Here is a 25,761-nt window from a genome sequence, read left to right on the forward strand (position 1 = left end):
GAAGCGGAGAGCCTGCGTGTCCGATGTCATGACTGATCCCCTGCCGAATCTGGCGATCGATTGCATGGCGCCGATCCAGACAGATGGACTGGCGCCGCGTGGGCGTTTCACGCACAAACCGCGCATCCTGCTGATGTATGGCTCCCTTCGGGAGCGTTCCTTCAGCCGTCTGGCGGTGGAGGAGGCGGGACGCCTGCTCGAGCTGTTGGGCGCCGAGATCCGGATGTTTCACGCCCATGGCTTGCCGCTGCCTGATGACACGGAGGCGGATCATCCCAAAGTGGCGGAGCTGCGAGAGCGGGTGACCTGGTCTGAGGGCATGGTCTGGTGCAGTCCCGAACGCCATGGCGCGATGACGGCGGTGATGAAAGCCCAGATTGACTGGATCCCGCTGGCGCTGGGCGCGGTGCGTCCGACCCAGGGCAAGACCCTGGCCTTGATGCAGGTGTCGGGCGGCTCGCAAAGCTTCAACACGCTTAACCAGATGCGCGTTCTGGGGCGGTGGATGCGCATGATCACCATCCCCAACCAATCCTCGATCCCGAAGGCGTTCCTTGAGTTTGACGAGGCGGGGCGGATGAAGCCCTCAGGGCTTTATGACCGCATTGTCGACGTGATGGAGGAGCTGGTGAAGTTCACCTGGATGACCCGGGAAAACGCCGACTATCTGGTCGACCGATACTCCGAGCGCAAGGAAACCGCAGAGGAATTGATGGCGCGGGTGAAACAGCCCTCGCGCTGAATACAGTGCAGACTGGGGTTTTGCTTGACCGAAAGCGCGCCACAGTTAAGTTGACGTGCTTTCCAATCGCCTGTCAGGCAAGGCTATTATGAGCGAAAGCAATTCGAGCGGTGTACAGGCCGCTCCCATCTCCATCATCATGGGTTCGCGTTCGGACTGGCCGACCATGAAGGCCGGCGCCGATCTGCTGGATCAGCTGGGCGTGGCGTATGAGGCCAAAGTGGTCTCCGCGCATCGCACGCCTGACCGGCTGGTGGAGTTTTCCAAGTCTGCAGCGGATCGTGGCGTGAAAGTCATCATCGCCGGCGCGGGCGGCGCGGCGCACCTGCCGGGCATGGTGGCGTCAATGACCCATCTGCCGGTGCTGGGCGTCCCGGTGCAATCACGCGCTCTGTCGGGCCTCGACTCGCTTCTGTCGATCGTTCAGATGCCCGGCGGCGTGCCGGTGGGCACGCTGGCCATTGGCGAGGCGGGCGCCAAGAACGCCGCCATCATGGCCGCCTCCATTGTGGGTCTGTCTGATGACGCCCTGATGGAACGCCTGAAAGCCTATCGCGCGTCGCTGACGGAGTCAGTGGACGAAACGGTCGAGGACTGATCCATGGCTGACGCGCTCGCGCCTTGCGCCCGGATCGGCATTCTGGGCGGCGGCCAGCTGGGCCGGATGCTGGCGCTGTCTGCGGCGCGACTCGGCCTTGATGTGGTGATCTTTGATCCTGAACCTGGTTGCCCGGCGAGCCGCGTGGCAGTGGAGACCATCACCGCGGCTTACGATGATCTGGACGCAGTCGCGAAATTCGCCGCCAGCGTCGACGCCGTCACCTATGAATTTGAGAACGTGCCCGCCGCGACCGCCGCGGCGGCGGCCGAGCATGCGCCCCTGCGTCCGGGCGCTTTGGCGCTGGACGTCGCTCAGGACCGCCTGACGGAGAAAACTTTCCTCAATGAGCATGACGCGCCGACGGTGGCGTTTCGCGCTGTGGATACGCTTGAGGATCTGCACACGGCGATTTCAGAGCTGGGCCTGCCGGCCATTCTGAAAACCCGGCGCTTTGGCTATGACGGCAAGGGCCAGGCCGTGGTCCGCGAGATGTCGGACGCGGAAGACGCCTTCGTCGCCATGAACGGCCAGCCGGCCATTCTGGAAGCCTTCGCGGATTTCACCATGGAGCTGTCCATCATCGCCGCCCGTGGCCTCGATGGCGAGGTCGCCGCCTACCCCTTGTCTGAAAACCGGCATTCAGGCGGTATTTTGCGCGAGAGCTTCGCCCCTGCCGAGATCAGCGAGGAGCTGTCGAACCGCGCCTTCGCCATGGCCGCCAGCGTGCTCAAGGCGCTCGATTATGTGGGCGTGATGGGGATGGAGTTGTTCGCCCTGAAAGACGGAACGCTGCTGGTCAACGAGATCGCGCCGCGCGTCCACAATACCGGTCACTGGACCCAGGACGCCTGCACGGTCTGCCAGTTCGAGCAGCATATCCGCGCTGTGGCCGGTTGGCCGCTGGGCGATACGACGCCGCATTCCTCCGCACAGATGATCAATCTGATCGGCCATGATGCGGACGGCTGGAAACATTGGCTGAAGACGCCAAACGCCTTGCTGCATCTGTATGGCAAGCGTGAGACGCGCGATGGCCGCAAAATGGGCCATGTGAACGTGCTGGGGCCTTTGAAGTAAGCGCGCTTACTTCGCCCGCCGCATGCCGTAGCGCAGATCGCCCATCATCGCGGTGAGGTCCGGCAAAGTCTTGGTGAGTTTGCGCACCTGACCCTTCGCCTTTTCAAACTGCATGATGTTGTCGATGCGGCGGCCGAGGAATTCTGCCGTTTTGGCGCGGTCCTCACTGTCATCTTCCAGCCAGATGGCGAAGGTCGAGGCGTAAACGCCGGAGAGAATCGCTCGTTTGGAATAGAAATTCCCGTCCGTGCTGGTGTCGCCGATGGCGCTCCAGATCATGTGCGAAGTCGCCCAGACCAGCCGCGCGCCGCGATCAATCCCATCCGGCAGCAGCAGGCGAGCGCGGGCGCGGGCGGCGGCCTCTTCCTCACCGTCATATTGGGCCAGCCGGGCCAGAACGCCCTGGCTGACCTTGTCGCGAATCCGGTTGGCGGGGTTGGCCTCGATCTCGGCGCGGGCGGCGTCGTCACAGCGCCGCGTCCAGGTCTCGATCACGTCGAGAATCCCTGCCGGGCAATAGAGTTGCACCTCCCCTTCGCTCAAACCGGCATCCCTGGCGGCCTGGGCGAGGGTGGCCTCGCTCCAACCGTCAAAGGCGGCGTTGGGTAGGGCGGCGTCCACCAGCGCATCGCGGGCGGCCTGGGCGCGGGAGGGTGCGGAGTTTTGTGCTTTTGCGGTCATGATGGTATATCTAGTGCGCTCAAAGCCTGACGTCACGGGGCGTTTCGCCGCGCTCTGTGCTGGACAGGGGCTTTCAGACCCGGTATATCGCCCGCCTCTGTTGGAAGCGATCCGGCGCGGACGTTGGAGCCACGCGGCTCTTTGTGTTCGCGTGAGCTATACGTTTCAAAGTCCGGAGCGGACTTTGAGCACCTATTCGAAGGGAGAGATTACCATCGTCCAGATCGTCGTGCGCGATAACAACGTTGAGCAAGCGCTCAAAGCGTTGAAAAAGAAGATGCAGCGGGAAGGTACTTTCCGCGAGATGAAGCGCCGCAACCATTACGAAAAGCCGTCTGAGAAAAAAGCGCGCCAAAAAGCGGAAGCGATCCGTCGCGCCCGCAAACTGGCTCGCAAGCGCGCCCAACGTGAGGGCTTGCTGCCCAAGCGTGGCGGCGGCAGTGCTCGCCGCTAGGACGCTGCGCCGGGCTTAACCGCTCCAAAGCAGACACAAAAAACCCCGTACGCATCGCGTACGGGGTTTTGCTGTGTCTGAGCGTACCTGAGAGAGCGGCTAAGCCTGAGCGGTTCCGCTCAGGCTTTTTTCTTGCCGCCCATCTTCAAGAGCTTGCGCACCGAGTCCGCATTGGCGTGGCCCAGCGCCCCCTGACGGAACACGGCTGCGGCGCCCCACAGAACGATGACAGTGGTCGCCACCATCAGCGCGCACGCGGCTGCGAGCTCCCAGAACGGTGGATCGGTGGGCAGGCGCGCCATCATCACGAACGGCGTCCACAGCGGCACCCAGGAACCGATCTGGATCACCATGGAATCAAGCGCATTGATCGAGAACACGATGATCAGCATGGGCAGCATCAGGATCCAGATCACAGGCCCCATCAGCGTCTGGGCGTCCTGCAAGGTGTCGCATAGCGAGCCCATGGCCAGGAAGATCGCGCCATACATCAAATAGCCGCAGGTGAAGAAGAACAGACCCGCGAGCAGCAGGCCGGGATCAAACACGGACGTCAGAAGCTCCAGAAGGTCGGGGTCGATGGAGGCGAGGGCGGAGCCGCCGAGCGTGCTCAGACCGACGCCCACCCCGCCCCAGACGGCGAAGAGCGTGACTGAAACGCCGGCCACGCCCAGAAGCTTGCCCAGAAGGATGTCTTCCAGACGTGCGGTAGAGAGCAGAAGCTCGATGATCTTGCCGCCCTTCTCCTCGATCATGGAGGTGAGCAGCATGTTGGCGACCGAGAACACCGCCATCCACAGGATGAAGGCGAGGCCCAGCGCCACGAAGAAGGGCGCACGATCGGCAAAGGTCACTTCTTCCTCTTCGCCGGCGTTGCTGTTGACATCGAGGCTGGTGACCAGAGGGCGGATATCGAGAATGGCGTTGATCTCGTCAGGGTCGAGCCCTTCGCTGACCAGCGCGTCCTCGCGCATATTGGCGCGCAGAATATTGCGCACATCGGTGCGCAGATCGTTGTTTGTCAGGTTGGCGGACAGATAAACCAGCTCCAGACCCTGCTCGGGATGGGGGCGGATGAAGAAGGCCGCGAACAGCGATTTCGGTCCTTCAGGCGTGTCTATGGTCTGATCGCCCGCCAGATAGGCGCGCAGGGCCTCAACAGTCTGCGCAGGCGGGTCGACCTGCACCGCCTTGGTGCGGCCAGCGTCTAGCGCGCTGGCGGCGTCTGAGAGCCCCACAGCCTGCAAGGCGTCCTCGGCCCGGCTGACGCCGTCAGGGTCTTCATCGAAAATGGCAAGCGCACGCGCTGCGGCGTCATCGCCGCCCATGCCGCGGGCCATCATCTCGATGGCGCTGCGCACGCGTTCCCGGCGTTCTTCAAACCGGGTCTCTTCGATCAAACGGTCGAGCCCCTGGCCGGTCTCGTCGATGACGGTGAAATAGCGCACCGGCTGGCTCGACTGGATCAGGGCCGGGGTCAGCCCGCCGATGGCGGCGAAGATCGGCACCGCCAGCAGCGACAGCCAGAAGCCCCAAGTGGCGACATAAGACAGGTATTCGCGGCGGGCGATCAGGTAAGCAGCGCGCATGATCAGGCCTCTTCGCTGACGGTTTCGACCGCATCCGCGCCCACCAGGGCGACGAAGGCGTCGTGAAGATGGGGGCGACGGGGCTCGAACCGGGTCAGCGGCACGCCGGCCTGCACGCAGGCGCGCAGCACGTCCTGCGCGTCCACGCCGGGTTTGAGCGTCAGGTGCAGGTTGATGGCGCCGTCAGGGTCGGCCTCCAGCGTCTCCACCTCGCCCATATCGGCGATGACGCCGGCGAGGTCAGAGCCCGCCGCCGCGCCCAGCGTCACTTGACGCGGCACCCGGGCGAGGGCTTCGTCCACCCGTCCGTCAAAGACCTTTTGCCCACGCGCCATCAGGATGATCCGGTCGCACAGACGTTCGGCATGCTCCATCACATGGGTGGAAAACAGAACGGTGCGGCCCGCTTCAGCCTGTTCGCGGATGACCTGTTCGAGCATGGCCTGGTTCACCGGGTCGAGGCCCGAAAACGGCTCGTCGAGAATGATGAAGTCAGGCTCGTGGATGATGGCGGAGATGATCTGGATCTTCTGGGCCATGCCCTTGGAGAGTTCCTTGATCTTCTTGGTCGCGGCATCCTTGAGGCCGAAGCGTTCCAGATAGACCAGCGCCCGACGTCGCGCTTCGCCGGCCGACAGGCCTTTGAGGCGGGCGAAGAAGACGATCACGGCTTCGGCGGTCATCTTGCGATAGACGCCGCGCTCTTCCGGTAGAAAGCCCACCCGGTCCATGCTCATGGTGGTGGGCGCGCCGCCAAACAGCGTCACACGCCCTGCATCGGGGGTGATCACCCCCAGCGACATGCGCAGCGTGGTGGTCTTGCCGGCCCCGTTCGGACCCAGAAAGCCGGTGATATCGCCTTTTCGAGCCTTGAACGACACATTGCGCACGGCGGGCTTGCCGGCGAAGGTCTTGCTCAGGCCGTCCACCTCCAGGGCGTATTCAGTCATCAGATTGGATGCTCCCGAAACACATTTCTTCAAGGTTTAGGGTGATGCGCAGCGGTAATCCAGCTATGAATAGCGCCAGTGAATCGCGCACGATGCAATCGCGCAGGATGGAGCATGAAAATGGCTGAGCGACCTTTCCCGCTGGATTTTGCGACTCTGGTCCCCGATGCGCGGCCGCGGCGCTGGCTGGTGCTGCCGACGGGATTTGACGCGGACGCCTCGCCAGATCAGGACAGCCCGGTCTTTGAGCAAACGCCAGAGGCGCTGCTGGAGGCCTTCAAGGCCGTCGCTCTGGCTGCGCCGCGCGTCGCCCTGGTGCGCGATGAGGCTGGCCAGATCGAGCTGGTGCAGCGCTCCAAACTGTTTCGCTTTCCCGATTACATCACCGCCAAGGCCTTTGAGACGCAGGGCGGCGCCGCGCTGGCGATCTATTCGCGCGCTGTGATCGGCTATTCCGATATGGGCGTGAACCGCAAGCGCATCACAGCCTGGCTTGAAAGCCTTCAGGCGGCGCTGAGCTAGGCGGTCGGCAAGGCGAAGTACAACAGGTCGAGTGAAGGCGGCTCGGCCACGCCCAGCTGACGCAGGATGTGGGTCGCTTGCCCGCGATGATGGGTTTGGTGGTTGAACACATGGGTCAGCACCACGCCCAGCGGCAGGGCTTTCTCTTCGCCGCGCGTGTTGACGTATTCAAAGACGTCCTCGAGCTGCTCAGGCTTCACCGTCGCGGCGTAATCCATCAGCCGCTTGTCCTCGCCCTCGCGCGCCTCGCGCAGGTCCGAGAACTGCTCGAACAGCACGGTGTCGAGCTTGGCGGGCGCATCGCCTTCGCCCGTGAGGCGCTTGAGCCAGATCCGGTCCGCCGTCAGCATGTGATTGAGCGTGCCATGCAGGCTGGTGAAATAGGCTTTCACATCCCGCTTGCGCTCAAAATCGTTCAGCGCTGTCGCCGCGTCATACAATCGAGCGTTCGCCCAGGTGTTGTAAGCGGCCATGCGGGAGGGGTGGCTGTACAGCATTGCTCTATGACGTCACTTCTGCAGACGGCCCATCAGGATGCGGCCAGGGAGCCTAAGTGTAAGCAGGCTGCTCCACTCGGGGCCAGAGCGGTTTCAGGCCTCTGACCTAGCACTTTGTTATTGATGGATCATCGCCCTGTAAAGACGCACCATCGGCGCATGGACACGCCCGATTAGCGCAAACTGGCCGCCCCGGCATAGTTGAAGCTGGCGAATTTCGGGCTTTTGGGCAAATAGTCCGCCGTCATGTCCGTGATCGAAAACCCAGCCGCTTCGATCAGCGCGTCCGGACGCCGGGTCAGATGGCACCCGCCGCCAATGGGTTTCCACACCGGTTCGATGATCTTTTGCCAGCGCTGCACGCCGGGATCAGGCGCCAGTCCATGCTCGGAGAACAGCAGGCGTCCGCCCGGTTTCAGCACCCGGCGCATTTGCGCCAGAGCCGCGTCCACATCGGGAATGGTGCAGGCGGTATAGGTGAGCACCACGGTGTCCACGCTGTCATCGTCGAGCGGGATTTCTTCACCCGGCAGGTCAATCAGCTCCACCTCGACCGGGCAGGCTTCAATCGCTGCCGCGGCCTTGCGGCGCATACCCATCGAGGGTTCCAGCGCAAAGACGCGGCTGACCTTGCCAGGGTCATAGAACTCCAGATTGGGACCGGCGCCGAAGCCGACCTCCAGCACGCGCCCTTCGGCTTGGGGGACGAGACGCGAGCGCTGTTTCATGATCTGCGGCGCGCCGCAGGCGCAGCCGATCAGATGGGGCAGGATGTGGTTTTCATAAAAGGACATGAGAGTCAGGCTAGCGCGCTTTCGGACCGGTGGAAACGCGGCCTTTCGTCAGCTCGGGCCGGGCGTCTTCGCGAGGAAGGATCGGGTCGATGACGCTCATCTCCGGGGCGGCGGAAGACTGCCCGCCCAGACAGGCGGAGCTTTCAGCGAAGAAGCGGATATGCTGATTGAACACGGCCTGGGTGTAGATGCCGAAATGGTTCGCCCCTTTCACAAGGGCTGCATATTTCGTCGATACGGCGGCGTCATAAAGCCGTCGCCCGCGTCCCTGGGGGATAACCCGGTCCTGATCGCCATGAATCCAGAGCAGGGGCGAGGTCACCCGGCCGATCTGACGAATGGAGTCGTAGCGCTCGCGAAAGATCGCCCGCGGCAACAGCCAGCCCGTGCGCGAGCGGACAAATTCGCGAAAGCTGTCATAGGGCGCATGAAGGATCAGCCCGCCCACAGGCCGGGCGGCGGCCAGCTGCACCGCGGTGCCCGATCCCAGGCTCTCGCCATAAACGACGATCCGGCTCGGCTGGATGCCCTCGGCCACCAATGCGTCAAAGGCGTGGATGGCGTCGGCGACATTCGCAGGCTCGCTGGGCCGGCCGGTGGAGCCGTTAAAGCCGCGATGGGCCAGCGCGCTCAGCCCCCATCCCGACGCGATAAACAGGCGAAAGAACCGCGCGCGCCGCCACAGCGCCCGGCGATTGCCATGCAGGTAGAGGATATGGGGCAGGGCGTCGCGCTCGGCCTCGGCGCGCCAGATCACGAGCGTTTGTCTATCGGGCGTTTCCAGCTCGGTCTCGCGTGTGCGCTCCAGCCCGCAGTCTGAGGGATGGATGCGCGTCGGGTCGGTGAAATAGAGGATGCGGCGCTGGGTGAAGAACAAGACCAGCCACAGGACGTAAACAACGAGCAGAAGGATTGCGCCATAGCGCAGCCAGTCCGGCGCAAGCGTCCAGACTTCCCAGGCCCTGCCCCATGCATGGGCCAGCCCCTGTATAGCGGCGTCCATCCCCGTCACGCCTGTCCCCCTTGGCGTTTGCCCTAGAAAGGCGGAGCGGTCGCTCAGAGTCCAGCTTCAAGCCAGGGCTAGGTCGTGAAATCAGGTCTGTGCGGCGCAGATGCCTCACATACGCCTGACGCAAAACGCCCCGCCGCGGACGGATCCGGGCGGGGCGTTCAGGCCGTGACAGGCAATCGCTGTTAGTCGAGCGCCTTGACGATGCTTTCGCTCATCTTCTTGGCGTCGCCCAGCAACATCATGGTGTTGTCGCGATAAAACAGCGGGTTCTCGATGCCGGCATAGCCCGACGCCAGCGAGCGTTTGACGAAGAAGACGGTTTTCGCCTTCCACACCTGCAGCACCGGCATGCCGTAGATCGGGCTTGAGGGATCATCCTCGGCGGCGGGGTTGGTGACGTCATTGGCCCCGATCACGAACGCCACGTCTGCGGTGGCGAATTCGGAATTGATGTCCTCAAGTTCGAACACCTCGTCATAGGGCACCTGGGCTTCCGCCAGCAGCACATTCATATGCCCCGGCATGCGGCCCGCCACCGGGTGGATGGCGTAAGACACGTCCACGCCCTCTTCCTTGAGGGTGTCGGCCATTTCCTTGAGCGCGTGCTGGGCCTGGGCCACCGCCATGCCGTAACCGGGCACGATGATGACCTTGCCGGCGTTCTTCATGATGAAGGCGGCGTCATCGGCCGAGCCTTGCTTGACCGAACGATCCACATCGGTCGCCGCAGCGGCGGCCGTGGTGTCGGCGCCGAACCCCCCGAGGATCACCGAGATGAAGGAGCGGTTCATGCCCTTGCACATGATGTAGGACAGGATCGCGCCCGAGCTGCCCACCAGCGCGCCGGTAATCAGCAGCGCCGTGTTTTCCAGCGTGAAGCCCAGCGCCGCCGCCGCCCAACCCGAATAGGAGTTGAGCATGGAGACCACCACCGGCATGTCCGCGCCGCCGATCGGGATGATCAGCAAGACGCCGAGCACCAGCGCCAGCACGGTGATGATCCAGAATGCGATCTTGGCGTCCCCGCCCGACGCGGTCAGGAAGGTGATGAAGACGGCGATGGCGATACCAAGCGCAAGGTTCAGCCAGTGCTGACCCTTGAAGACGATGGGCGCGCCGCTCATCAGGCCCTGAAGCTTCATGAAGGCGATGACCGAGCCTGAAAACGTGATCGCGCCGATGCCGACGCCCAGCGACAGCTCGACAAGGGACAGGCCCTTGAGCTTCCCGGTGGCGGTGGCGATGTGGAAGGCTTCAGGCTCGTAGAGCGCGGCGGCGGCGACCAGCACGGCGCACAGACCCACAAGGGAGTGAAAGCCCGCGACCAGCTGGGGCATGTCCGTCATCGGGATGCGGCGGGCGATCACCGCGCCGATGCCGCCGCCAATGGCGACCGCGCCGAGGATCAGCATGAGGCCCAGGCCGTCCAGCTGGACGTAGAACAGGCTGGTGCCGATGGCGATGGCCATGCCGGCCATGCCCAGATAATTGCCCTGGCGGGCGGTTTCCGGGCTCGACAGGCCCCGCAGGGCCATGATGAACAGAATGCCCGAGACCATGTAGAGAATTGCGGCGAGATTGGCTGACATGTCTTAGCCCTCCGCCTTCGGCTTGGCCGCCGGCTTTTCTTTTTTCTTGTACATCGCAAGCATGCGCTGGGTGACCAGGAAACCGCCGAAGATATTGATGCTGGCGAGGATCACCGCGAGCACGCCGACGCCTTTGGAGAACTGTCCGGCCTGGTCCATCGCCGTGGCGCCTGCTGCGATCAGCGCGCCGACAATGATCACCGAGGAGATGGCGTTGGTCACGCTCATCAAAGGCGTGTGCAGGGCCGGGGTCACCGACCAGACGACATAATAGCCCACGAAAACGGCGAGGATGAAAATCGCCAGGCGAAAGACAATCGGATCAACGGCTTCCATATCAGGCTCCGTATGCGAGGGCGGTCAGGGAATAGGGGGCGGGGCGAGAGGCGCGCATCGTCATCAGGCGTCCCCGCTCAGGCTGGGATGGATCACCGCGCCGTCCTTGGTCAGCGCCATGCCGACAATCACTTCGTCCTCCCAATGGGGGGCGAAGCCGCCATCCTCGCCCACCAGAAGGGGGAAGAGATTGACGAGGTTCTTGGCCAGAAGCTGGCTGGAATCCGCGGCAAGTCGCGCGGGCAGATTGGTGAAGCCGGCGATCTTCACGCCGTTATGCTCGACAACCTTGTCGGGCTCGCTCAGCTCGCAATTGCCGCCATTGCCAGCCGCGATGTCGATGATCACCGAGCCGGGACGCATGCTCTCGACCATGGCCTTGGTGATCAGGCGCGGCGCGGGGCGGCCCGGGATCAGCGCGGTGGTGATGACGATGTCCTGCTTGGCGATATGGCTGGCGACCAGCTCGGCCTGCTTGGCCTTGTAGGCGTCGCTCATCTCCTTGGCGTAACCGCCGGCGGTTTCCGCTTCCTTGAATTCGTCATCCTCGACGGCGATGAATTTTGCACCGAGCGAGCCCACCTGCTCCTTGGCGGCGGGACGCACATCGGTCGCTGACACCACAGCGCCCAGACGGCGCGCGGTGGCGATGGCCTGAAGGCCCGCCACGCCGGCGCCCGTGACGAACGCCTTGGCCGGGGCGATGGTGCCCGCAGCGGTCATCATCATGGGGAAGGCGCGGCCATACAGCTCGGCCGCTTCGATCACCGCGCGATAGCCCGACAGGTTGGACTGGCTCGAGAGCGCGTCCATGGATTGGGCGCGTGTGATTCGCGGCGTGTATTCCATGGCCAGGGCGTTGACGTGAGCGTCCGCGCAGGCCTTGGCGAAGTCGGTCGCGCCATGAGGCTCCAGAAGCCCGATGACCAGCGCGCCGTCCTTGAGACGTTTGAGCGTTTCGTCATCGGGGCGGCGGACGCAGAACAAGGCGTCCGCGCCTTTGACGGCTGCGGCGCGCGTGGCGAGCTTGGCCCCGGCGGCCTCATAGGCTGCGTCGGTATAGGCGGCGCGCTCTCCCGCCCCCTTTTGAACCGTGACCTCGGCTCCGGCCTTGATCAGCGCCTTGACGCTGTCAGGCGTGGCGGCGACCCGGGATTCTCCATCCCGGGTTTCGGCGAGTACGGCGATGTGCATGCAAAGACCCCGTCGTCCGGTCGTTAACGTTGTGCGCAGTCTGCGACAAACGTCTAAGCCCGGAAAGGGGTTAATTTGGCTTGTACGGGCAAACTCCCCTCAACTACTGGTGAACCAGTCGTGAGATCGGGGGTGAGTCCTAGCCGAGCAGGGAGACGAGGCCGCCTGTGATGAAGCCGATGATGGCCAGAATCACCAGGGTCGCCCAATAGCCGGCGCCTTGCTTCAGGAACACGCCGCCCAGACCGCCGACAATGGCGGAGACGAACATGGCGGTCAGCCAATGAAAATGCGCGCCGAAGACGAGGATCACGCACAACAGCGTTACGGTCACGACCAGGGTGGAATACACTGACACGCTGATAAAGCCGTCGAAAGAGGCTTTATGCTCGGAGATGTCCATCTCTCCACGGGTGTATTCTTCAGCCATGATCGTCCTCATCTGAAAAAGAAGTCCTGTGATCGCGCATGTATCACGCTCCTTGGCTCTCGCCAAGATGCGCAAGCGGTCTAGACTGGCTTGCGCGCCCATCCTTCGATCAGCGCGTCGAGCGCTGCGGTCACCGCCAGCGGGGCGTCCAGGATCAGATGGTGCTGGGTGTTCGGTATGCTGACAAAGGGCGAACGGGTGAAAGTCGCTTTCATGTAGCTCCAGGTCTCCTCGCCCATCAGGACGGAGTTTTCCCCGCGAATAAACGCCAGCGGACATTTGAGATTGGCCGCAGCGGCTTCGGGGTCGCGACGTTGATAGGTGAGCTTCGCCCAGAGATCGGGATCAAACAGCCATGTATAGCCCTCATCGACGGCTTTCAGGCTGCCGCGGGCGATATGATCGATGATCCACAGATTGTCGCACTCCTGCTCAGGCAGCAGCCGGAAGCGCGCCAGCGCCGCTGAAAGATCGGAATACACGCGCCCGCCGCGACGGGGCGGGCTGCCTTCGCGTTGCTTTTCGGGCTTGCGGATCGGGCTGTCGAGAATGATCGCCGCCTCCAGCTGATCGCCCAGCATGGTGGCGGCCTGCAAGGTGACGAAACCGCCGAACGAATGCCCGATCATGATCGGCTTTCCAGCCTGACACGCGCCGCCGGCCTCAGCCGCGACCAGCATATCCCGGGCGTGCTCGTCCATGGTGTAGACGTCGCGCCAGCCGCTTTCGCCCATGCCTGAAAGGTCCGCGGCGACGACGCGGCGCCCGCCGCCTTCTTTCGCCAGGAACGGCCCCATGGCGTCCCACCAGCCTTTATGGGCTGTGCCGCCATGCACCAGCAGCACGCCGGGCTTGCCGCGTTCGCCCCAGGCTTTCCAGGCGAGGGACACGCCGTCCCGGTCCGCCACGCCGGTTTCAGCCTCGGTTTCGAGCGCGTGGTTGAACCAGTCCGGCGCGGGCACAGGCTGGCCGTCAAACGGTGCGAGGGGCGGGGGTAAGCGGTCGGCTTTGGTCATGATCGGACCTTGGGTCTCTTATACTTAGGAGCTTCAGGGGTAGACCGCGCAGGGCCGACCCGTCAAACGGCAGAGTCTGAGCAAGGGTTTAAGAACAGACTAACCCTCTATTTACCCTAACACTTTCTGAGTCGCCTCTACACCTCATCTTTACGCCGGGTGTCCCATAAAGGGTCACACAACAGGTGGGAGGGCGGTTTGGACCGACACGAGGAAAACCTTGGTCGGTCCACTCACAAACCGCTCCGATAAATAAGCGACCGAAAAGGCGTGGGTGTGATGGCCAAGACCGTACTGATTGTCGATGACGATCCGACTCAGCGCCGCCTGATGCAGGCGGTTCTGGAAAAACAGGGGCATCTGGCGGAGACCGCCGAAGATGGGGAAGCCGGCCTCGAGCGCGTCAAGCGCGGCGGGGTGGACGTGGTCATGCTCGACATGGTCATGCCCGGTATGGACGGCATTGAAACGCTGGAAGCGATCAAGGCCCGAAACCCCGATCTTCCGGTCATCGTCCTCACGGCGCATGGCGGCATTGAAACCGTGGTGAAAGCCATGCGGGCCGGGGCCGTGGACTTCTTTGTGAAGCCCGCCAGCCCGGAACGCATCGCGGTGTCGATCCGCAACGCGCTCAAGGTCAAGGATTTGTCCGGCGAGGTTAGCCGCCTGAAGAAGAAAACCTCCGGCGCGCTGGGCTTCGCCGACATGATCGCCGGCGCTCCGTCCATGCGCCAGGTGGTGCGGCTGGGCGAACGCGCAGCCAAGTCCAACATTCCGATCCTCGTCACCGGGGAAAGCGGCGTGGGCAAGGAGCTGGTGGCGCGCGCGATCGCGGCGGGGTCTGACCGGGCGGGCCGTCCCTTTGTGGCGGTCAACTGCGGCGCTATCCCTGAAAACCTGGTGGAATCCACCCTGTTTGGTCACGAAAAGGGCTCGTTCACGGGCGCTGTGGCCAAGCATCTGGGTAAATTCCAGGAGGCCGATGGCGGCACGCTGTTCCTTGATGAAATCGGCGAACTGCCGCTCGACATGCAGGTGAAACTGCTGCGCGCCCTTCAGGAAGGCGAAGTGGACCCGGTGGGCTCCAAGCGCCCGGTGAAGGTGGATGTGCGCATCGTGTCGGCGACCAACCGTGATCTGGCCGAACAGGTGAAGACCGGCGCGTTCCGTGAAGACCTGTTTTACCGGTTGAACGTGTTCCCGATCGAAGTGCCGTCCCTGAAAGAGCGGACCGAAGACATTCCGGCTCTGGTGCGCCATTTCATTGCGCGCTTCAACGCCCAGGAAGGCAAGTCGGTGCTCGATGCGACGGCTGAGACCATGCACATGCTCTCCAGCCATCACTGGAAAGGCAATGTGCGCCAGCTTGAAAACGCGGTGTTCCGCGCCGTGGTTCTGTCAGACACCGATTATCTTACCGAAGAGGACTTCCCGCAGATTTCCGGGCTCGCCCCGACCCTGCGCGATGCGCCCGTTGCGCCGGCCGCCAATGTTCAGACCGTGCCGGCCGCTGCGCCGAGCTTGCCGGCCGAGCAGTTTGAGGGCGCTGCGGCGCATGCGGCTGAAGACGAGCATCTGCCCGTCGACATCATGGATGAAGGCGGACATTTGCGCTCACTGGAAAGCATTGAACGCGATCTGATCGCCTTCGCCATCGAGACCTATTCCGGCCGCATGGCCGAGGTCGCCCGACGCCTGGGCGTGGGCCGCTCCACGCTCTATCGCAAAGTGCGCGAGTACGATCTCGACGTGGATAATTTCCGCGAAGCGGGCTGAGGCGACGCTGTATTCAGGGCTGGACGTCCAGTACGGCGTCCAGGTTTTGAGCCAAAACTTCATCGCGGTTCAGGCGTTCAGCCTGGGCCGCGATTTGTTGTTGGGGGCTGGGCCCGCGAAAGCTTCCGCGCTCTCAACGCGCTATGAAGTTTGCTTCGTTCTTGACGCTCTGCGCTCAGGCATGGACAGGATTTCGTCTCGCGCGAGAATGCAGACTCTTTAATCGCAGACGGAGGACTGCATGTTCAATCACATCATGGTCGGATCGAATGATATCGAGCGGTCCAAGCGCTTTTACGACGCCGTTCTGGGCGTTCTGGGCGCGGGCGAGCCTGTGCGCAATGAAGCGCCGACCGGTCATGTCCGCTTGTTCTATATCCACGATGGCAGCGTTTTCTGCGTCAGCGAGCCCATTGACGGACAAGCCGCGACCGCTGGCAATGGCTCGACCTTCGGCTTCAAGTGCAGCTCGTTCGATCAGCTCACGCAATTTCACGATGTGGCGGTCGCTCATGGCGGCGCGTCTATCGAGGATGCGCCCGGGCTGCGTGAGAGTGATATGGGCGCGATGAATCTCGCCTATGTGCGTGATCCGGACGGCAACAAGCTCTGCGCCATCCATCGCCCCTAACCGATTTCAGGAGAGGCGGGTGAAAGCCCGCTTCTTTTCTATTCCGGCTGATCGGGCGACCAGACCAGCTCGAAGCGTTCGCAAACCACGTCGAGATCGTCTGAATACTCAAACCCCTCACGCGCGGCTTCGCGTCGCCAGAATTTGCGGTGCTCGGTGATCCAGTACGCATAAGACCGGTCGCCCTCGCCTTCGACCCAGGCGAATTCGGCGTCCACCTGGTGGATGGGCATGACGTCGACGCGCGTCGTCCGGGTGACGCAAGCCGGCGACCCGCGCCCGTCTGTGATCAGCCACAGATCACCGGGTTTGGGCAGACCTAGCGGATCGTCCACGAACCAGCGCGCCAGGCTGGCGGTGGCCTGCTTGGTCCGACTCAGCACCAGAGCGAGCAGCTCATCCATCATCTCCGGACTGTCGCCGAAAGCGTCGACGCCGCGCAGCGGGGCCTTTATCCCGGTTTCGGCCTGAAACTGCGCCCAGAGTGCAGCCTGTTCAGCGGTCAATTCAGGCGTCATTTCTAGTCCTTGCCGCCCTCGATCACCCGAAAGCCGCCGCGGCGAGGCGGCTGGGGCGGGGTTGGCGTATCGGGCGTATCCGTTTCACGGTCATCGCTGTCTTGCGGTGCGGTCTCTTCAGGAGCGGATGTGTTCTCCACGACTTCCGGGGTGAAGCCTTTGCGCACCAGTCCGGATTTGCGCAACTCCGCGACGGGATCAGGCGCTGTATCCTCGACCGGCGCGATGACGTCTTCATGGATGTCGCGATCGCGCGAGCGGCGTTCAGGGCCTTTGCGCTTGAAGCCCGAGCCCTTGTTCTTGAAGCTCGACCCGCCGCCGCGCGCGAAGCCCTTGGGGGCCTTGCCCTGGGCTTTCTTCTCGATTTCCTTGAGCTTGGCGAGCTGCAGCCGGGACAGTGCTTCACCTTCAGAGCCCAGGGCGGGATCGGCATAGGCGGACCCGAACGTGTTCAGGCGCTCCTCGACGGAGGCCATGAACTCGTCTTCCCAATCGGTCAGCTCGACCCGGGCGGCTTCAGCGGCGTCGGGATCATCTGATTCCGCCTTGGCGATAGCGCGCTCCACAGCGGCCTTGGCCCGGCGGATGCGGGCCAGAGCCTTGCGGGTCGATTTATCCTCAACCTCACGCGCCATGGGACCAGGTGTTACTCCTCGAGCAGTTCCAGGCTGGCGGTCTTGCTGACGATCCGCCAGTCGCCCTCGATTTTGTAGAGCAGGAAGAAGTCATCAAATTCGCGCCCGGGCATGGTGATGATGAAGTGCACGAAGGCCATGCTATCATCAACGATGCGGATCTCGGCAAATTCACCCCTCCGCTCATAGGGTGGCGCATTGGTGAACACCGAAGCGAATTCGCCCAGCGGCCAGGCCGAGATCGTGTCTTCGCCCTCTGTCGAGCGGCGGACATAGAAATGTCCGTTCTCGGTGTCGAACGCCTGCGCGACCCGGTCGGGCGACCCTGTATTGCCGCCCTCAAAATAATGCAGCACCGTCTCGCGCACCGCCTCTTCATCGGTTTGGCTGAAGGCGCTGGGGGCGAGGACGAAGCTGGCGAAGGCGAGCGCGCTGACGGCGAGCGATTTGATCATCAAGGTCTCCTGTGAGTGACCTCGACATACTGACCGAACCGGACCGCGCGTCAGCTTACAACGCGGTAAAGGGCTAGTGCTCGCCGACAGCGCCCAGATACAGCTCCAGCAGCGCTTCCATTTCCTGGCGCTCATGGGCATCCTGTTTGCGCAGGGAGATCACCTTGCGCAGAACCTTGGTGTCATAGCCCATGGATTTGGCCTCGGCGTAGACCTCCTTGATGTCGGCGGCGACGCCGGCCTTGTCTTCTTCAAGGCGCTCGATGCGGGCCACCAGGGCGCGCAACTGGTCACGCGCGGCGGCGCCGATGGCGTCGGATTCGTCTTTTTCAGGCGTGGAAGCGGCAAAGTCGGCCATGAGGGTCTCCTGGCGGGGATTTACGATCTTGCCCTCTTCGATAGGCGAGGGGGGCGGGGCGGGGCAAGCCGGTCGTGACGCCCAAAGCGCAGATCATGCAGACGCGTTGCATGCTTTCCTTCCGGCCCGGAAGCCGTTAGAGCCCTTGCCAGCATGACAACAGGAGACTGACATGACCACGCTCTGGCGCATTGAAGGCCGCGGTCCCATGCCGATCATTCGCGCGGCGAATGCGCGTCTGGATGATGAGCTGGAGCCCTTGCCGGTCAGCTGGTCGGTGTTCGAGGACGGCTCGCCCGAAGCAGGCCGCATCGACATTCTGTTTGACCATCAGCCCGATGCGGACGCGTTCGTCGGCGACATCGGTCTCGATCATGACGATGTGGAAGTGCTGTTCGCGCCTTTGCCCGATGAAGACTGGATCGCCATGTCACTGGAAGGTCTGCCCAGCGTCGAAGCTGGCCGCTTCCTGGTCTATGGCGAGCACACCTCAGGCGATCTCGCCGAGGGACAGATCGGTCTGTGGATTGAAGCCGGACCCGCTTTCGGCACCGGTCATCACGGCACCACCAAGGGGTGCCTGGAAGCGCTCGACAAGATCGACCGCTCGGGCTTCCGGCCTGCAACCGTGCTGGACCTTGGGACCGGGACCGGGCTGCTCGCCATCGCCGCGGCGAAGATCTGGCCCGACTGTGAAATTCTCGCCACCGATATCGACGAGGAATCAGTGATCGAAACGGTGGAGAACACCGCCAAGAACGGCGTCAAACCCCGCATTGAAGCGGTGATGGCGGACGGCTTCCATCATCCGGTGCTGGAGACGCGCTCGTTTGATCTTATCTTCGCAAACATTTTGGCCGGCCCGCTGATCACCCTGGCGCCGGGTATCGTCAGCCGTCTTGAGAAAGGCGGGCGGGTGATTTTGTCCGGCTTGCTCGAAGAGCAGTCTGACAAGGTCGAGGCCGCCTATGACGCGCTGGGCCTCAAACGGATCGACAAGGCGATCCTCGATGGTTGGGTGACCCTAGTCTACGCTGGATAAATGACGCCGGGAACGCCTGAAACGAAAAAAGCGCGCCAGCTGTGAGGCCTGGCGCGCTTTTTATTAAGCCGGTGAGGGGACCGGCTCAGAGTTTGCGGGCGCGGCCGCCGAGGCCGATTTTCTCAAACAATGAGTTGGCGTCGGTGTTGCGCGGACGGGCGCGCACGCCTGCCGTTTCGGCGCGGCGAACAGAGCGCAGGCCGTCGCAAGCGCTCAGGCGAAGATGGGCGTCATGATGAAACATGCGGGGGCTCCGTTACGGGCTGAAATTTCGTAACGGGGATATGAGCTTGTAGGGTTATTTGCGCCATAACCATTTGTGCAGGCCCGACCTGCAGAAATGCAAGGCGGACGATTTCGCTGCGCACTGTCGCACGGATGAGATTGATAAGCCGCGGGCGCGGGCCTAGCTTTGCCCCATGACCCATCAGATCCAGCAATTTCACGTGAAGGGCGGGCCTCAATACGGGCGCGAAAACCTTCCCAAGCTCCGCGCCAGCCTGGCGAAAGCCGGCCTCGACGGATTCCTGATCCCCCATGAGGACGAGTACAATAACGAGTACTTGCCCGCCAATGCAGAACGCCTCGCCTGGGCGACCGGGTTCACCGGCTCCGCGGGCGCGGCGGCTGTGCTCGGCGATGTGGCGGCGGTCTTTGTGGACGGCCGCTATACCGAGCAGGTCAAATCCCAGGTCGATCAAAGCCTTTTTGACTATGAGGACCTGGTCAAGACCGGCATGGCGGGCTGGATCCGCAAGACGGCCAAGCCTGGCCAGACCATCGGCTATGATCCGCGCCTGCATTCGCCGGACGCGCTGACCAAGTTGCAGGAAGCCGCCGACAAGTCCGGCGCCAAGCTGGTCGCCGTTGAAACCAATCCGATCGACCAGGCTTGGGAGAATCGTCCCGCCGCTCCTCTCGCAAGCGTGCATCCCCAGCCGCTGGACGTCGCAGGCGAAGCCCATGGCGACAAGCGCAAGCGGATCGGCGAAGATGTGAAGGACGACGGCGCGGACGCCGCCGTGATCACCGATCCCGCCTCCATCGCCTGGCTGTTCAATGTGCGCGGCGGCGATGTGGCGTGTACGCCGCTGCCGCTGTCCTCGGCGATCATCGAGCCGTCCGGGCAGGCGACCTTGTTCATCAACGAGGCCAAGCTCACGGACGCCACCCGCAGCCATCTGGGCAATGAAGTGGCGATCCGGCCCGAGACCGAGTTTGCAGACGGGCTGAAAGCGCTTTCTGGCAAGACGGTGCGGGTAGATCCAGCCACGGCGTCAGTCTGGGTCGTGCAGCAGCTAGACGGCGCCAACGCCAAGGTTCAGCGCAAGCCTGACCCGGTCGCCCTTCCGAAAGCGTGCAAGAACCCGGTCGAGGTCGAAGGCAGCCGTCAGGCGCATATCCGCGACGGCGCCGCCATCGCCCGTTTCCTGCACTGGCTCGACACCGAAGCCCAGTCTGGCGAGATGGACGAGATCCGCGCGGCGATGAAGCTGGAGGAGTTCCGGCACATGTCGCCGCAGCTGAAAGACATCTCGTTTGAGACGATTTCCGCCGCCGGTCCGAACGGGGCTTTCCCTCACTACCGGGTGAACACGGATTCCAACCGGACGTTGGAGAAGGGCTCGCTCTTCCTGGTGGATTCAGGCGGCCAGTATCCGGACGGCACCACCGACATCACGCGCACGGTGCCGATTGGCGAGCCGACCGCGCAGATGCGCCGTCATTTCACGCTCGTTCTGAAGGGGCATATCGCGCTGTCGCGCATACGTTTCCCTGAAGGCACGTCCGGTCATGCGCTGGACGCTGTGGCGCGTCAGCCGCTGTGGAACGCCGGGCTCGACTATGACCATGGCACCGGCCATGGCGTCGGCAGCTATCTGGGCGTTCATGAAGGTCCGCAGCGCATTTCCAAGGCGCCGAACGCCATTGCGCTTGAAGCGGGCATGATCGTGTCCAACGAGCCGGGCTATTACCAGGTCGGCGATTACGGCATCCGGATCGAGAACCTGCAGGTGGTCACGCCTGCCGAACCGGTTCCGGGCGGCAATCGCTCCATGCTCGGCTTTGAAACCCTGACCATGGCGCCCATGCACCGTGCGCTGGTGGATGTCTCCTTGCTGGACAAGGACGAGCTTGTCTGGCTCGACGCCTATCACGCCGATGTGCGCAAAAAAGTCCTGCCGCTTCTGGACGGTGAGGCTGCGGCCTGGCTCGCCAAGGCGTGCGAGCCCATTCTGGGCGCGACGCCCTGATGAGCGCTTGGGCGCTGCGTCTTGTGAAAGCGAGTCTGCGCGTCAGCGTCGGGCTCGCTTTTGCGTTGGCTCTGTCGGCGTGTTTCGCCAGCGAGACAGAGCTGGTGGGGTATTGGGGGGCGGACCGGCCCGTGGCCGAGGGCGTTTACGCCCACACGCCCACCCATCCCGATGGCCGCGAATGGGACCGGCCCACCTGGACCGGGCGGATCAGCCTGACGCAACGTCGTTATGTCTCGGACACCGAGAATTTTCCCCATCAGAACGCGCGGTTCCATGCGCTTTTTGACAATGTCTATATCGTTCAGTCCCCGCGTGAGGACGGCGTGGGCTACGGTCTCGCCTTTGTGTATGAAGACGGCGCACTGGTCAGCTATCACCAGCCCTCGTGCAGCGATGTCTCCGACGCTGTCCTGGACAGCGCGGACGTGGTTCTGGATGCGGAAGGGTATTGCCCGATCCACGATCTCGATCAGCTCACCACGCTGATGCAGGCGCTCTACAGGGCGCAGAACGGGCAGCTGCGCATTGACGGCGTGTACCGCCGGGTCAGCGACTGATTTTCTCAAGTTCTCCCTCGCCTCCGCTCGGTCGATCCTCGCTGCGCTGCGGGCGGCCTTTGGTCTTGCGGACCTGCGGTTCGGTTTTTCCCAAGGCTCACACACGTCCGGGTGTTCGCTCCTCGCTGACGCTGCGGGCGCGCGGTCGCGCTTGCGAACCTGCGGTTCGAGGCCGCGTTTCAGCGTTTGCGCGCGACCACGTCCGCCACCGCTTGCGTCACCTCGTGGGAATAGGCGTGGTGCAGATTGTGACCCGCCTTCGGCAGCAGCCGTAGCTCGCCGCGCGGCAAGGTCTTGGCGACCGGCTCGGCATGACGGCTGGTGCGCACCACCGTGTCCTTGGGACCGGCGAGCACGATCACCGGCTGGGTGATCTCGCCATAGCGGGTTTCCTGCTCGGCCAGATGCGTGTTGACGCGCGCCATGTCCGCCGCGTTCGCACGCCAGACTGACGGCGCGAACAAGCGGTCGAGCCGGGCGGTCTCGATATAGCCCGTGGGGACCGGCTCGGGGTGAAACGCGCTTTTGACGCCTTTGGGCAATTGACCCGGGCCCAGCACAGGCGCGACCACATGACTGATCAGTGGGCCGATCACCGGCCAGCCGGTCATCTTGTTATAGCCCGCCGCTTCACCGACCCAGGCGCGCGCCGCCGGGCTGATCAGAACGCCGCCGCCCGTGCGCTGGGGAAAGTCCATCAACAGGCGCAAGGCGATGGCGGCGCCCCAGGAGTGGCCGAGCACGGTCACGCGCGGCACGCCTATCGCGGTCAGGAAATGCTCGATCAGTTCCGCTTCCCGTCCCGGTGACCAGGGGCCGGCGGGGCGTTCGCTCCACCCCAGGCCCGGCCGGTCCAGCCAGATCACGCGGTAGGCCTCCAGCGCCGTCGAGAGCGCCATGAACGGTTCAAGATAGGAGGTGGAGGCCCCGTGCAGCACCAGCAAAGCGGGCGCGTCCTCCGGGCCAGTGATGTGGTGGTGAAGTTGAACGCCGCCCAGCTCGATGAAACCGCCTGTCATGAAGTCATCCTCATTCGGTCGGTTTCCTCTGCGCGCCTAGAGCGCGCGTCCGGCCAGCTCACGCTCCAACCGGGCCAGGGCGGGGCCAGCGGCGGGATGCAGCGGATACAGCGCCAGCGCTTCGCGATAGGCTTCCATCGCCGCTTCACGCGCCTGGGCCTGCTCCAGCGCCCTGCCCAGAAGCGCCCAGGCGTCATAGCGCCGCGCATCGAGCGTCACGGCCTGGTTGAGCGCCTCAAGCGCGAAATCCCAGTCAGTGTCCTCGATGGCGAGTTCGGCGGAAACGATCCAACCTTCGGCATAGTCAGGCTCGAGCGTGCGCAAATGATCGTAGCTGCGCCAGGCGGTGCTCAGATCGCCAGCCTCGCGCGCCTCAGCGCCGCGTTGCAGGAGGAGATCAGCGGTCGGCCCGGCCTGTTGCCGCCAGAGTGATCGGACCTGGCTGGCGATTTCTGCGGCGGCTTCTTCTCCGGGCGCGGTCAGCAGCTCATCGAGCTTTTCTTCCAGGCGCTCGGAGGCGGATTGATAGGTGCGCGGCGGATCGGCATCCGGCGCGGGCGCCAGATCCAGTAGCGGCGTCGCCTGAACAGCGGCCAGAAGGCTCAGCAGCATCATGCAGGGGAGGATAAGCGAGACACAGGATGCGGCAAGCGCGCTATGCGGTTTTTTGAGAGATCAGTCCTGTCTTCATCAGGATGATGCTGATCGGCACGCCAGACAGAGATCCGGCGACAAAGGCGCGCAAGGCCTGAGGGCTTTGAGGAAAAACCGTTGCGGCCGCCAGCTGAATGAGGATGGCGAAACTGACCAAGGCCCAGCGAACAGCTTTGCTCGTAATCATCCCGTCGATTTGCTCGACAGTAAAATTAGAAGGCCATCCGCCCGACTTCAACCGGATCGTCTAGAGATCGACGCCATGCTCGCGCAGGGCTCTGACAGCCCCTTCGGCGCCCTTGAAGACATGGCCCTTGAAGCCCGCTTCGATTCCGGCGCGGATATTGTCATCCCGGTCATCGATGAACAGCACGTCTTCAGGCGCATGGCTGATGCGATCGATGGTCAGCTGATAGAGACGGGGATCGGGTTTGACCATCTTCTCGGCGCCTGAAACCACCACGGCGTCAAACGCGGCGATCTTGGGATAGGTCTCTTGGATGTGAGACCATTTCTCGGCTGGCAGATTGGTCAGGGCGTATTGCGCGACGCCCAGGGCGTTCAGGCGGTCGACCACCGCTTCCATGCCCGTGATCCAGCCGTCAAACATGTCCGGCCAGCGCGTTTCCCAGGCCGTGATCAGATCGGCCTTGTCGGGATGCGCCTCGATCAGGGGCTTGCGGTTGTCCGCCATCGGCACGCCGCGATCATGCTCGGTGTGCCACGCCATCGTACAAACACCGCCGAGGAATTGCTCCACGGCGGCGTCGTCAGGCATAAGCGTTCTGTAGACCCGGCGCGGGTCCCAGTCGACCAGGGTATGACCCAGGTCCCAGAGAACCGCGCGCGACACGGCTGTCTAGCCGGCGCGGGCTTTGAAACGCGGGTCGGTTTTGTTGATCACGTAGACCTTGCCGCGGCGACGCACGACTTGGCAGTCGCGGTGGCGGTTCTTCAAGGACTTCAGGGAGCTGCGCACTTTCATGGTCGTCGCCCTAGCTTAATTGCGAGTGAGGACGCAAACGGCCCCCGGAAAAATCAGGAGGGCGGGATTTACGCAAAGCTTAGAGCAGAGTCAACGCTTCTGGCGCCTCGCATGTGTGTGCGAGCAGCGCTATCATACAGCTTCGGTGAGGGGCGCAAGCATATAGTCAGGATCGTCATGACGCTAAGCACACTGTTCAAGGGCCTGGGTCTGGCCCTGGCCATATTCATGACCGCAGCCGCTGGCGCGCAGGAGATGAGCTTTGAGGACTGGGCGGACGGCTTTCGCCAGCGCCTGGCCGAGCATGGCGCAGAGCCCGCCACAATCGCGATCATGATGGACGGGCTGGAGCCTGATTCGCGCATCATCGATCGCGACCGCTCCCAACCTGAATTCGTGCGCCCGGTCTGGGTCTATCTCAATGGCGCCGCGTCTGACGCGCGCACCCAGAACGGGCTGAACGCTCAGGCCCGCCATCGCGAGGCGCTTGATCAGGTCGAGGCGCAGTTCGGCGTCGATGCGGACATCCTCACCGCCATCTGGGGGCTGGAAAGCGCCTATGGCGTCATCATGGGCGATTTCGACATCGTGCGTTCGCTGGCGACGCTCGCCTGGGAGGGCCGCCGCCGTCAGTTTGCCGAGAACCAGCTTCTGGCGGTCGCCGACATGCTCGAACGCGGCTATGCGGAGCGCGATCAGCTCACCGGCAGCTGGGCGGGGGCGATGGGGCAGACCCAGTTCATCCCCACCACCTATCTTGAACGCGCCGTGGACATGCATGGCGACGGCCATCGCGACATCTGGACCACTGAGGCGGACGCCCTGGGTTCGGCGGCGAACCTGCTCGCGCGTGCCGGGTGGGAAACCGATGCGCCGGTGGTGACGGAAGTGACATTGCCCGACACGTTTGACTTTGCGTCTTGGGAAGAACGCGATCGCCGCGCCGTCTCCGCCTGGGCGATGGATGGCGTGCGACCGGCTCAAGGCGAGTGGAGCCCGGATGATTTGTACCGTCCGGCCCGCATCGTCCTACCGTCTGGCGCGCAAGGCCCGGCCTTCATGGCGTTTTCAAATTTTGACGCCCTGATGCGCTACAACAATTCCACCGCCTATGCGCTGGGCGTCGGCTATCTGGCCAAGCGTCTGGAAGGGCTCGACGCGCTGCCGGACGGCTGGCCGGAAGACAATCCGCCGATCAACCGCTCCCAGTCGCGCCAATTGCAGCAGACATTGACCGATCTCGGTCATGACACGCGGGGTGTGGACGGCATTTTCGGGGCGAACAGCCGCCGCGCGCTGAAATCCTTTCAGGCCGCCAACGGGCTGACGCCGGACGGATACGCCGGCCAGCTGACCTATGAAGCGGTGATGGCGCGGGCGCGCTAAGAG

The 25,761-nt window shown here is 63.5% G+C and carries 32 protein-coding genes; 11 read left to right on the forward strand and 21 right to left on the reverse strand.

Features of this window, described 5'->3' with window-relative positions; all coding sequences use genetic code 11:
- Positions 1-28: 28 nt before the first annotated feature.
- The 3 genes from arsH to B3M53_RS00175 all read left to right on the forward strand — a co-directional run bounded on the left by arsH (position 29) and on the right by B3M53_RS00175 (position 2,420).
- A complete protein-coding gene (arsH, locus tag B3M53_RS00165) occupies positions 29-742 on the forward strand; it encodes an arsenical resistance protein ArsH (protein WP_349678815.1) in 714 nt (237 codons plus the stop codon).
- Between the two features lie 88 nt (positions 743-830).
- Entirely contained in the window at positions 831-1,340 is a 510-nt protein-coding gene (purE, locus tag B3M53_RS00170) for a 5-(carboxyamino)imidazole ribonucleotide mutase (protein ID WP_273019729.1), read from the forward strand.
- A 3-nt stretch (positions 1,341-1,343) separates the two neighbouring features.
- On the forward strand, positions 1,344-2,420 hold the full coding sequence (locus tag B3M53_RS00175; RefSeq protein ID WP_273019731.1) for a 5-(carboxyamino)imidazole ribonucleotide synthase: 1,077 nt from the start codon (positions 1,344-1,346) through the stop codon (positions 2,418-2,420).
- 6 nt (positions 2,421-2,426) lie between these two features.
- Here B3M53_RS00175 and B3M53_RS00180 read toward each other — a convergent pair whose 3' ends face one another.
- Positions 2,427-3,101, reverse strand: coding sequence for a COQ9 family protein (locus tag B3M53_RS00180; protein WP_273019733.1), 675 nt, complete (start codon positions 3,099-3,101; stop codon positions 2,427-2,429).
- Between the two features lie 184 nt (positions 3,102-3,285).
- Here B3M53_RS00180 and rpsU point away from each other — a divergent pair, with 184 nt between their 5' ends.
- Positions 3,286-3,555 (forward strand): 30S ribosomal protein S21, encoded by a 270-nt coding sequence (gene rpsU / locus B3M53_RS00185; RefSeq protein WP_349678812.1) that lies wholly within the window; start codon positions 3,286-3,288, stop codon positions 3,553-3,555.
- Between the two features lie 119 nt (positions 3,556-3,674).
- Here the strand turns inward: rpsU and B3M53_RS00190 are convergent, their stop codons facing one another.
- Together B3M53_RS00190 and B3M53_RS00195 are read right to left on the reverse strand one after the other, a co-directional pair.
- The gene (locus tag B3M53_RS00190; RefSeq protein ID WP_273019735.1) at positions 3,675-5,144 is read right to left on the reverse strand and encodes an ABC transporter permease; all 1,470 of its coding nucleotides are present in this window, start codon (positions 5,142-5,144) and stop codon (positions 3,675-3,677) included.
- A gap of 2 nt (positions 5,145-5,146) precedes the next feature.
- Positions 5,147-6,094, reverse strand: a complete 948-nt coding sequence (locus B3M53_RS00195; RefSeq protein ID WP_273019736.1) for an ABC transporter ATP-binding protein — start codon at positions 6,092-6,094, stop codon at positions 5,147-5,149.
- A 120-nt stretch (positions 6,095-6,214) separates the two neighbouring features.
- Between B3M53_RS00195 and B3M53_RS00200 the strand changes: the two genes are divergently transcribed.
- Positions 6,215-6,616: a DUF1499 domain-containing protein gene (locus B3M53_RS00200; protein ID WP_273019738.1), complete on the forward strand. Its 402-nt coding sequence runs from the start codon at positions 6,215-6,217 to the stop codon at positions 6,614-6,616.
- Here the strand turns inward: B3M53_RS00200 and B3M53_RS00205 are convergent.
- The 8 genes from B3M53_RS00205 to B3M53_RS00240 form a co-directional block, all read right to left on the reverse strand.
- Positions 6,613-7,113, reverse strand: coding sequence for a DinB family protein (locus B3M53_RS00205; RefSeq protein ID WP_273019740.1), 501 nt, complete (start codon positions 7,111-7,113; stop codon positions 6,613-6,615). The two genes, B3M53_RS00200 and B3M53_RS00205, sit on opposite strands and share 4 nt — an antisense overlap.
- A gap of 173 nt (positions 7,114-7,286) precedes the next feature.
- Entirely contained in the window at positions 7,287-7,907 is a 621-nt protein-coding gene (locus B3M53_RS00210; protein WP_273019742.1) for a class I SAM-dependent methyltransferase, read from the reverse strand.
- A gap of 10 nt (positions 7,908-7,917) precedes the next feature.
- Complete coding sequence (locus tag B3M53_RS00215; RefSeq protein ID WP_273019793.1) at positions 7,918-8,910, reverse strand: alpha/beta hydrolase; 993 nt, start codon at positions 8,908-8,910, stop codon at positions 7,918-7,920.
- A 191-nt stretch (positions 8,911-9,101) separates the two neighbouring features.
- Entirely contained in the window at positions 9,102-10,508 is a 1,407-nt protein-coding gene (locus B3M53_RS00220; RefSeq protein WP_273019744.1) for an NAD(P)(+) transhydrogenase (Re/Si-specific) subunit beta, read from the reverse strand.
- A gap of 3 nt (positions 10,509-10,511) precedes the next feature.
- Positions 10,512-10,844: a proton-translocating transhydrogenase family protein gene (locus B3M53_RS00225; RefSeq protein WP_022700506.1), complete on the reverse strand. Its 333-nt coding sequence runs from the start codon at positions 10,842-10,844 to the stop codon at positions 10,512-10,514.
- 63 nt (positions 10,845-10,907) lie between these two features.
- Positions 10,908-12,038 carry a Re/Si-specific NAD(P)(+) transhydrogenase subunit alpha gene (locus B3M53_RS00230; protein WP_273019747.1) on the reverse strand — a complete coding sequence of 377 codons (1,131 nt, stop codon included), beginning with the start codon at positions 12,036-12,038 and terminating at the stop codon, positions 10,908-10,910.
- A gap of 139 nt (positions 12,039-12,177) precedes the next feature.
- Positions 12,178-12,468 (reverse strand): aa3-type cytochrome c oxidase subunit IV, encoded by a 291-nt coding sequence (locus B3M53_RS00235; RefSeq protein ID WP_273019749.1) that lies wholly within the window; start codon positions 12,466-12,468, stop codon positions 12,178-12,180.
- Between the two features lie 80 nt (positions 12,469-12,548).
- Entirely contained in the window at positions 12,549-13,484 is a 936-nt protein-coding gene (locus tag B3M53_RS00240) for an alpha/beta fold hydrolase (protein ID WP_273019751.1), read from the reverse strand.
- A 279-nt stretch (positions 13,485-13,763) separates the two neighbouring features.
- On the opposite strand from B3M53_RS00240, the gene B3M53_RS00245 reads away from it, so the two are divergent.
- Positions 13,764-15,260: a sigma-54-dependent transcriptional regulator gene (locus B3M53_RS00245; protein ID WP_273019753.1), complete on the forward strand. Its 1,497-nt coding sequence runs from the start codon at positions 13,764-13,766 to the stop codon at positions 15,258-15,260.
- Positions 15,261-15,501: 241 nt separating this feature from the next.
- Positions 15,502-15,891, forward strand: a complete 390-nt coding sequence (locus B3M53_RS00250) for a VOC family protein (RefSeq protein ID WP_273019754.1) — start codon at positions 15,502-15,504, stop codon at positions 15,889-15,891.
- Between the two features lie 38 nt (positions 15,892-15,929).
- On the opposite strand, the gene B3M53_RS00255 is transcribed toward B3M53_RS00250, so the two are convergent.
- The 4 genes from B3M53_RS00255 to B3M53_RS00270 form a co-directional block, all read right to left on the reverse strand.
- Positions 15,930-16,409 carry an ASCH domain-containing protein gene (locus B3M53_RS00255; RefSeq protein WP_273019756.1) on the reverse strand — a complete coding sequence of 160 codons (480 nt, stop codon included), beginning with the start codon at positions 16,407-16,409 and terminating at the stop codon, positions 15,930-15,932.
- Positions 16,410-16,411: 2 nt separating this feature from the next.
- Positions 16,412-17,044 (reverse strand): hypothetical protein, encoded by a 633-nt coding sequence (locus B3M53_RS00260; RefSeq protein ID WP_273019758.1) that lies wholly within the window; start codon positions 17,042-17,044, stop codon positions 16,412-16,414.
- Between the two features lie 11 nt (positions 17,045-17,055).
- Positions 17,056-17,499, reverse strand: a complete 444-nt coding sequence (locus tag B3M53_RS00265) for a nuclear transport factor 2 family protein (RefSeq protein ID WP_273019760.1) — start codon at positions 17,497-17,499, stop codon at positions 17,056-17,058.
- Positions 17,500-17,572: 73 nt separating this feature from the next.
- Complete coding sequence (locus B3M53_RS00270) at positions 17,573-17,857, reverse strand: DUF2312 domain-containing protein (protein ID WP_009801976.1); 285 nt, start codon at positions 17,855-17,857, stop codon at positions 17,573-17,575.
- A 172-nt stretch (positions 17,858-18,029) separates the two neighbouring features.
- On the opposite strand from B3M53_RS00270, the gene B3M53_RS00275 reads away from it, so the two are divergent.
- Positions 18,030-18,899 carry a 50S ribosomal protein L11 methyltransferase gene (locus B3M53_RS00275; RefSeq protein ID WP_273019763.1) on the forward strand — a complete coding sequence of 290 codons (870 nt, stop codon included), beginning with the start codon at positions 18,030-18,032 and terminating at the stop codon, positions 18,897-18,899.
- A gap of 85 nt (positions 18,900-18,984) precedes the next feature.
- On the opposite strand, the gene B3M53_RS00280 is transcribed toward B3M53_RS00275, so the two are convergent.
- Entirely contained in the window at positions 18,985-19,143 is a 159-nt protein-coding gene (locus B3M53_RS00280; protein WP_022700495.1) for a hypothetical protein, read from the reverse strand.
- A gap of 175 nt (positions 19,144-19,318) precedes the next feature.
- Here B3M53_RS00280 and B3M53_RS00285 point away from each other — a divergent pair, with 175 nt between their 5' ends.
- Positions 19,319-21,154, forward strand: coding sequence for an aminopeptidase P family protein (locus B3M53_RS00285; protein ID WP_273019765.1), 1,836 nt, complete (start codon positions 19,319-19,321; stop codon positions 21,152-21,154).
- Complete coding sequence (locus B3M53_RS00290) at positions 21,154-21,714, forward strand: hypothetical protein (protein ID WP_273019767.1); 561 nt, start codon at positions 21,154-21,156, stop codon at positions 21,712-21,714. The genes B3M53_RS00285 and B3M53_RS00290 overlap by 1 nt, the downstream gene beginning before the upstream one ends.
- Before the next feature lie 179 nt (positions 21,715-21,893).
- Here the strand turns inward: B3M53_RS00290 and B3M53_RS00295 are convergent, their stop codons facing one another.
- From B3M53_RS00295 to ykgO, 5 genes are read right to left on the reverse strand one after another with little or no spacing between them, the layout of a single operon-like run.
- Positions 21,894-22,733, reverse strand: a complete 840-nt coding sequence (locus B3M53_RS00295) for an alpha/beta fold hydrolase (protein ID WP_273019769.1) — start codon at positions 22,731-22,733, stop codon at positions 21,894-21,896.
- Positions 22,734-22,769: 36 nt separating this feature from the next.
- Complete coding sequence (locus tag B3M53_RS00300; protein ID WP_273019771.1) at positions 22,770-23,348, reverse strand: hypothetical protein; 579 nt, start codon at positions 23,346-23,348, stop codon at positions 22,770-22,772.
- A 40-nt stretch (positions 23,349-23,388) separates the two neighbouring features.
- The gene (locus B3M53_RS00305) at positions 23,389-23,625 is read right to left on the reverse strand and encodes a hypothetical protein (RefSeq protein ID WP_273019772.1); all 237 of its coding nucleotides are present in this window, start codon (positions 23,623-23,625) and stop codon (positions 23,389-23,391) included.
- A gap of 9 nt (positions 23,626-23,634) precedes the next feature.
- Positions 23,635-24,240: an HAD family phosphatase gene (locus tag B3M53_RS00310; RefSeq protein WP_349678813.1), complete on the reverse strand. Its 606-nt coding sequence runs from the start codon at positions 24,238-24,240 to the stop codon at positions 23,635-23,637.
- Between the two features lie 6 nt (positions 24,241-24,246).
- Positions 24,247-24,372 (reverse strand): type B 50S ribosomal protein L36, encoded by a 126-nt coding sequence (ykgO, locus tag B3M53_RS00315; RefSeq protein WP_009801967.1) that lies wholly within the window; start codon positions 24,370-24,372, stop codon positions 24,247-24,249.
- Between the two features lie 177 nt (positions 24,373-24,549).
- Between ykgO and B3M53_RS00320 the strand changes: the two genes are divergently transcribed.
- Positions 24,550-25,758 carry a lytic murein transglycosylase gene (locus B3M53_RS00320; protein ID WP_286799436.1) on the forward strand — a complete coding sequence of 403 codons (1,209 nt, stop codon included), beginning with the start codon at positions 24,550-24,552 and terminating at the stop codon, positions 25,756-25,758.
- The last annotated feature ends 3 nt before the right edge of the window (positions 25,759-25,761 follow it).

The organism is Oceanicaulis sp. UBA2681 (assembly GCF_002354675.1).
Taxonomy (GTDB): domain Bacteria; phylum Pseudomonadota; class Alphaproteobacteria; order Caulobacterales; family Maricaulaceae; genus Oceanicaulis; species Oceanicaulis alexandrii.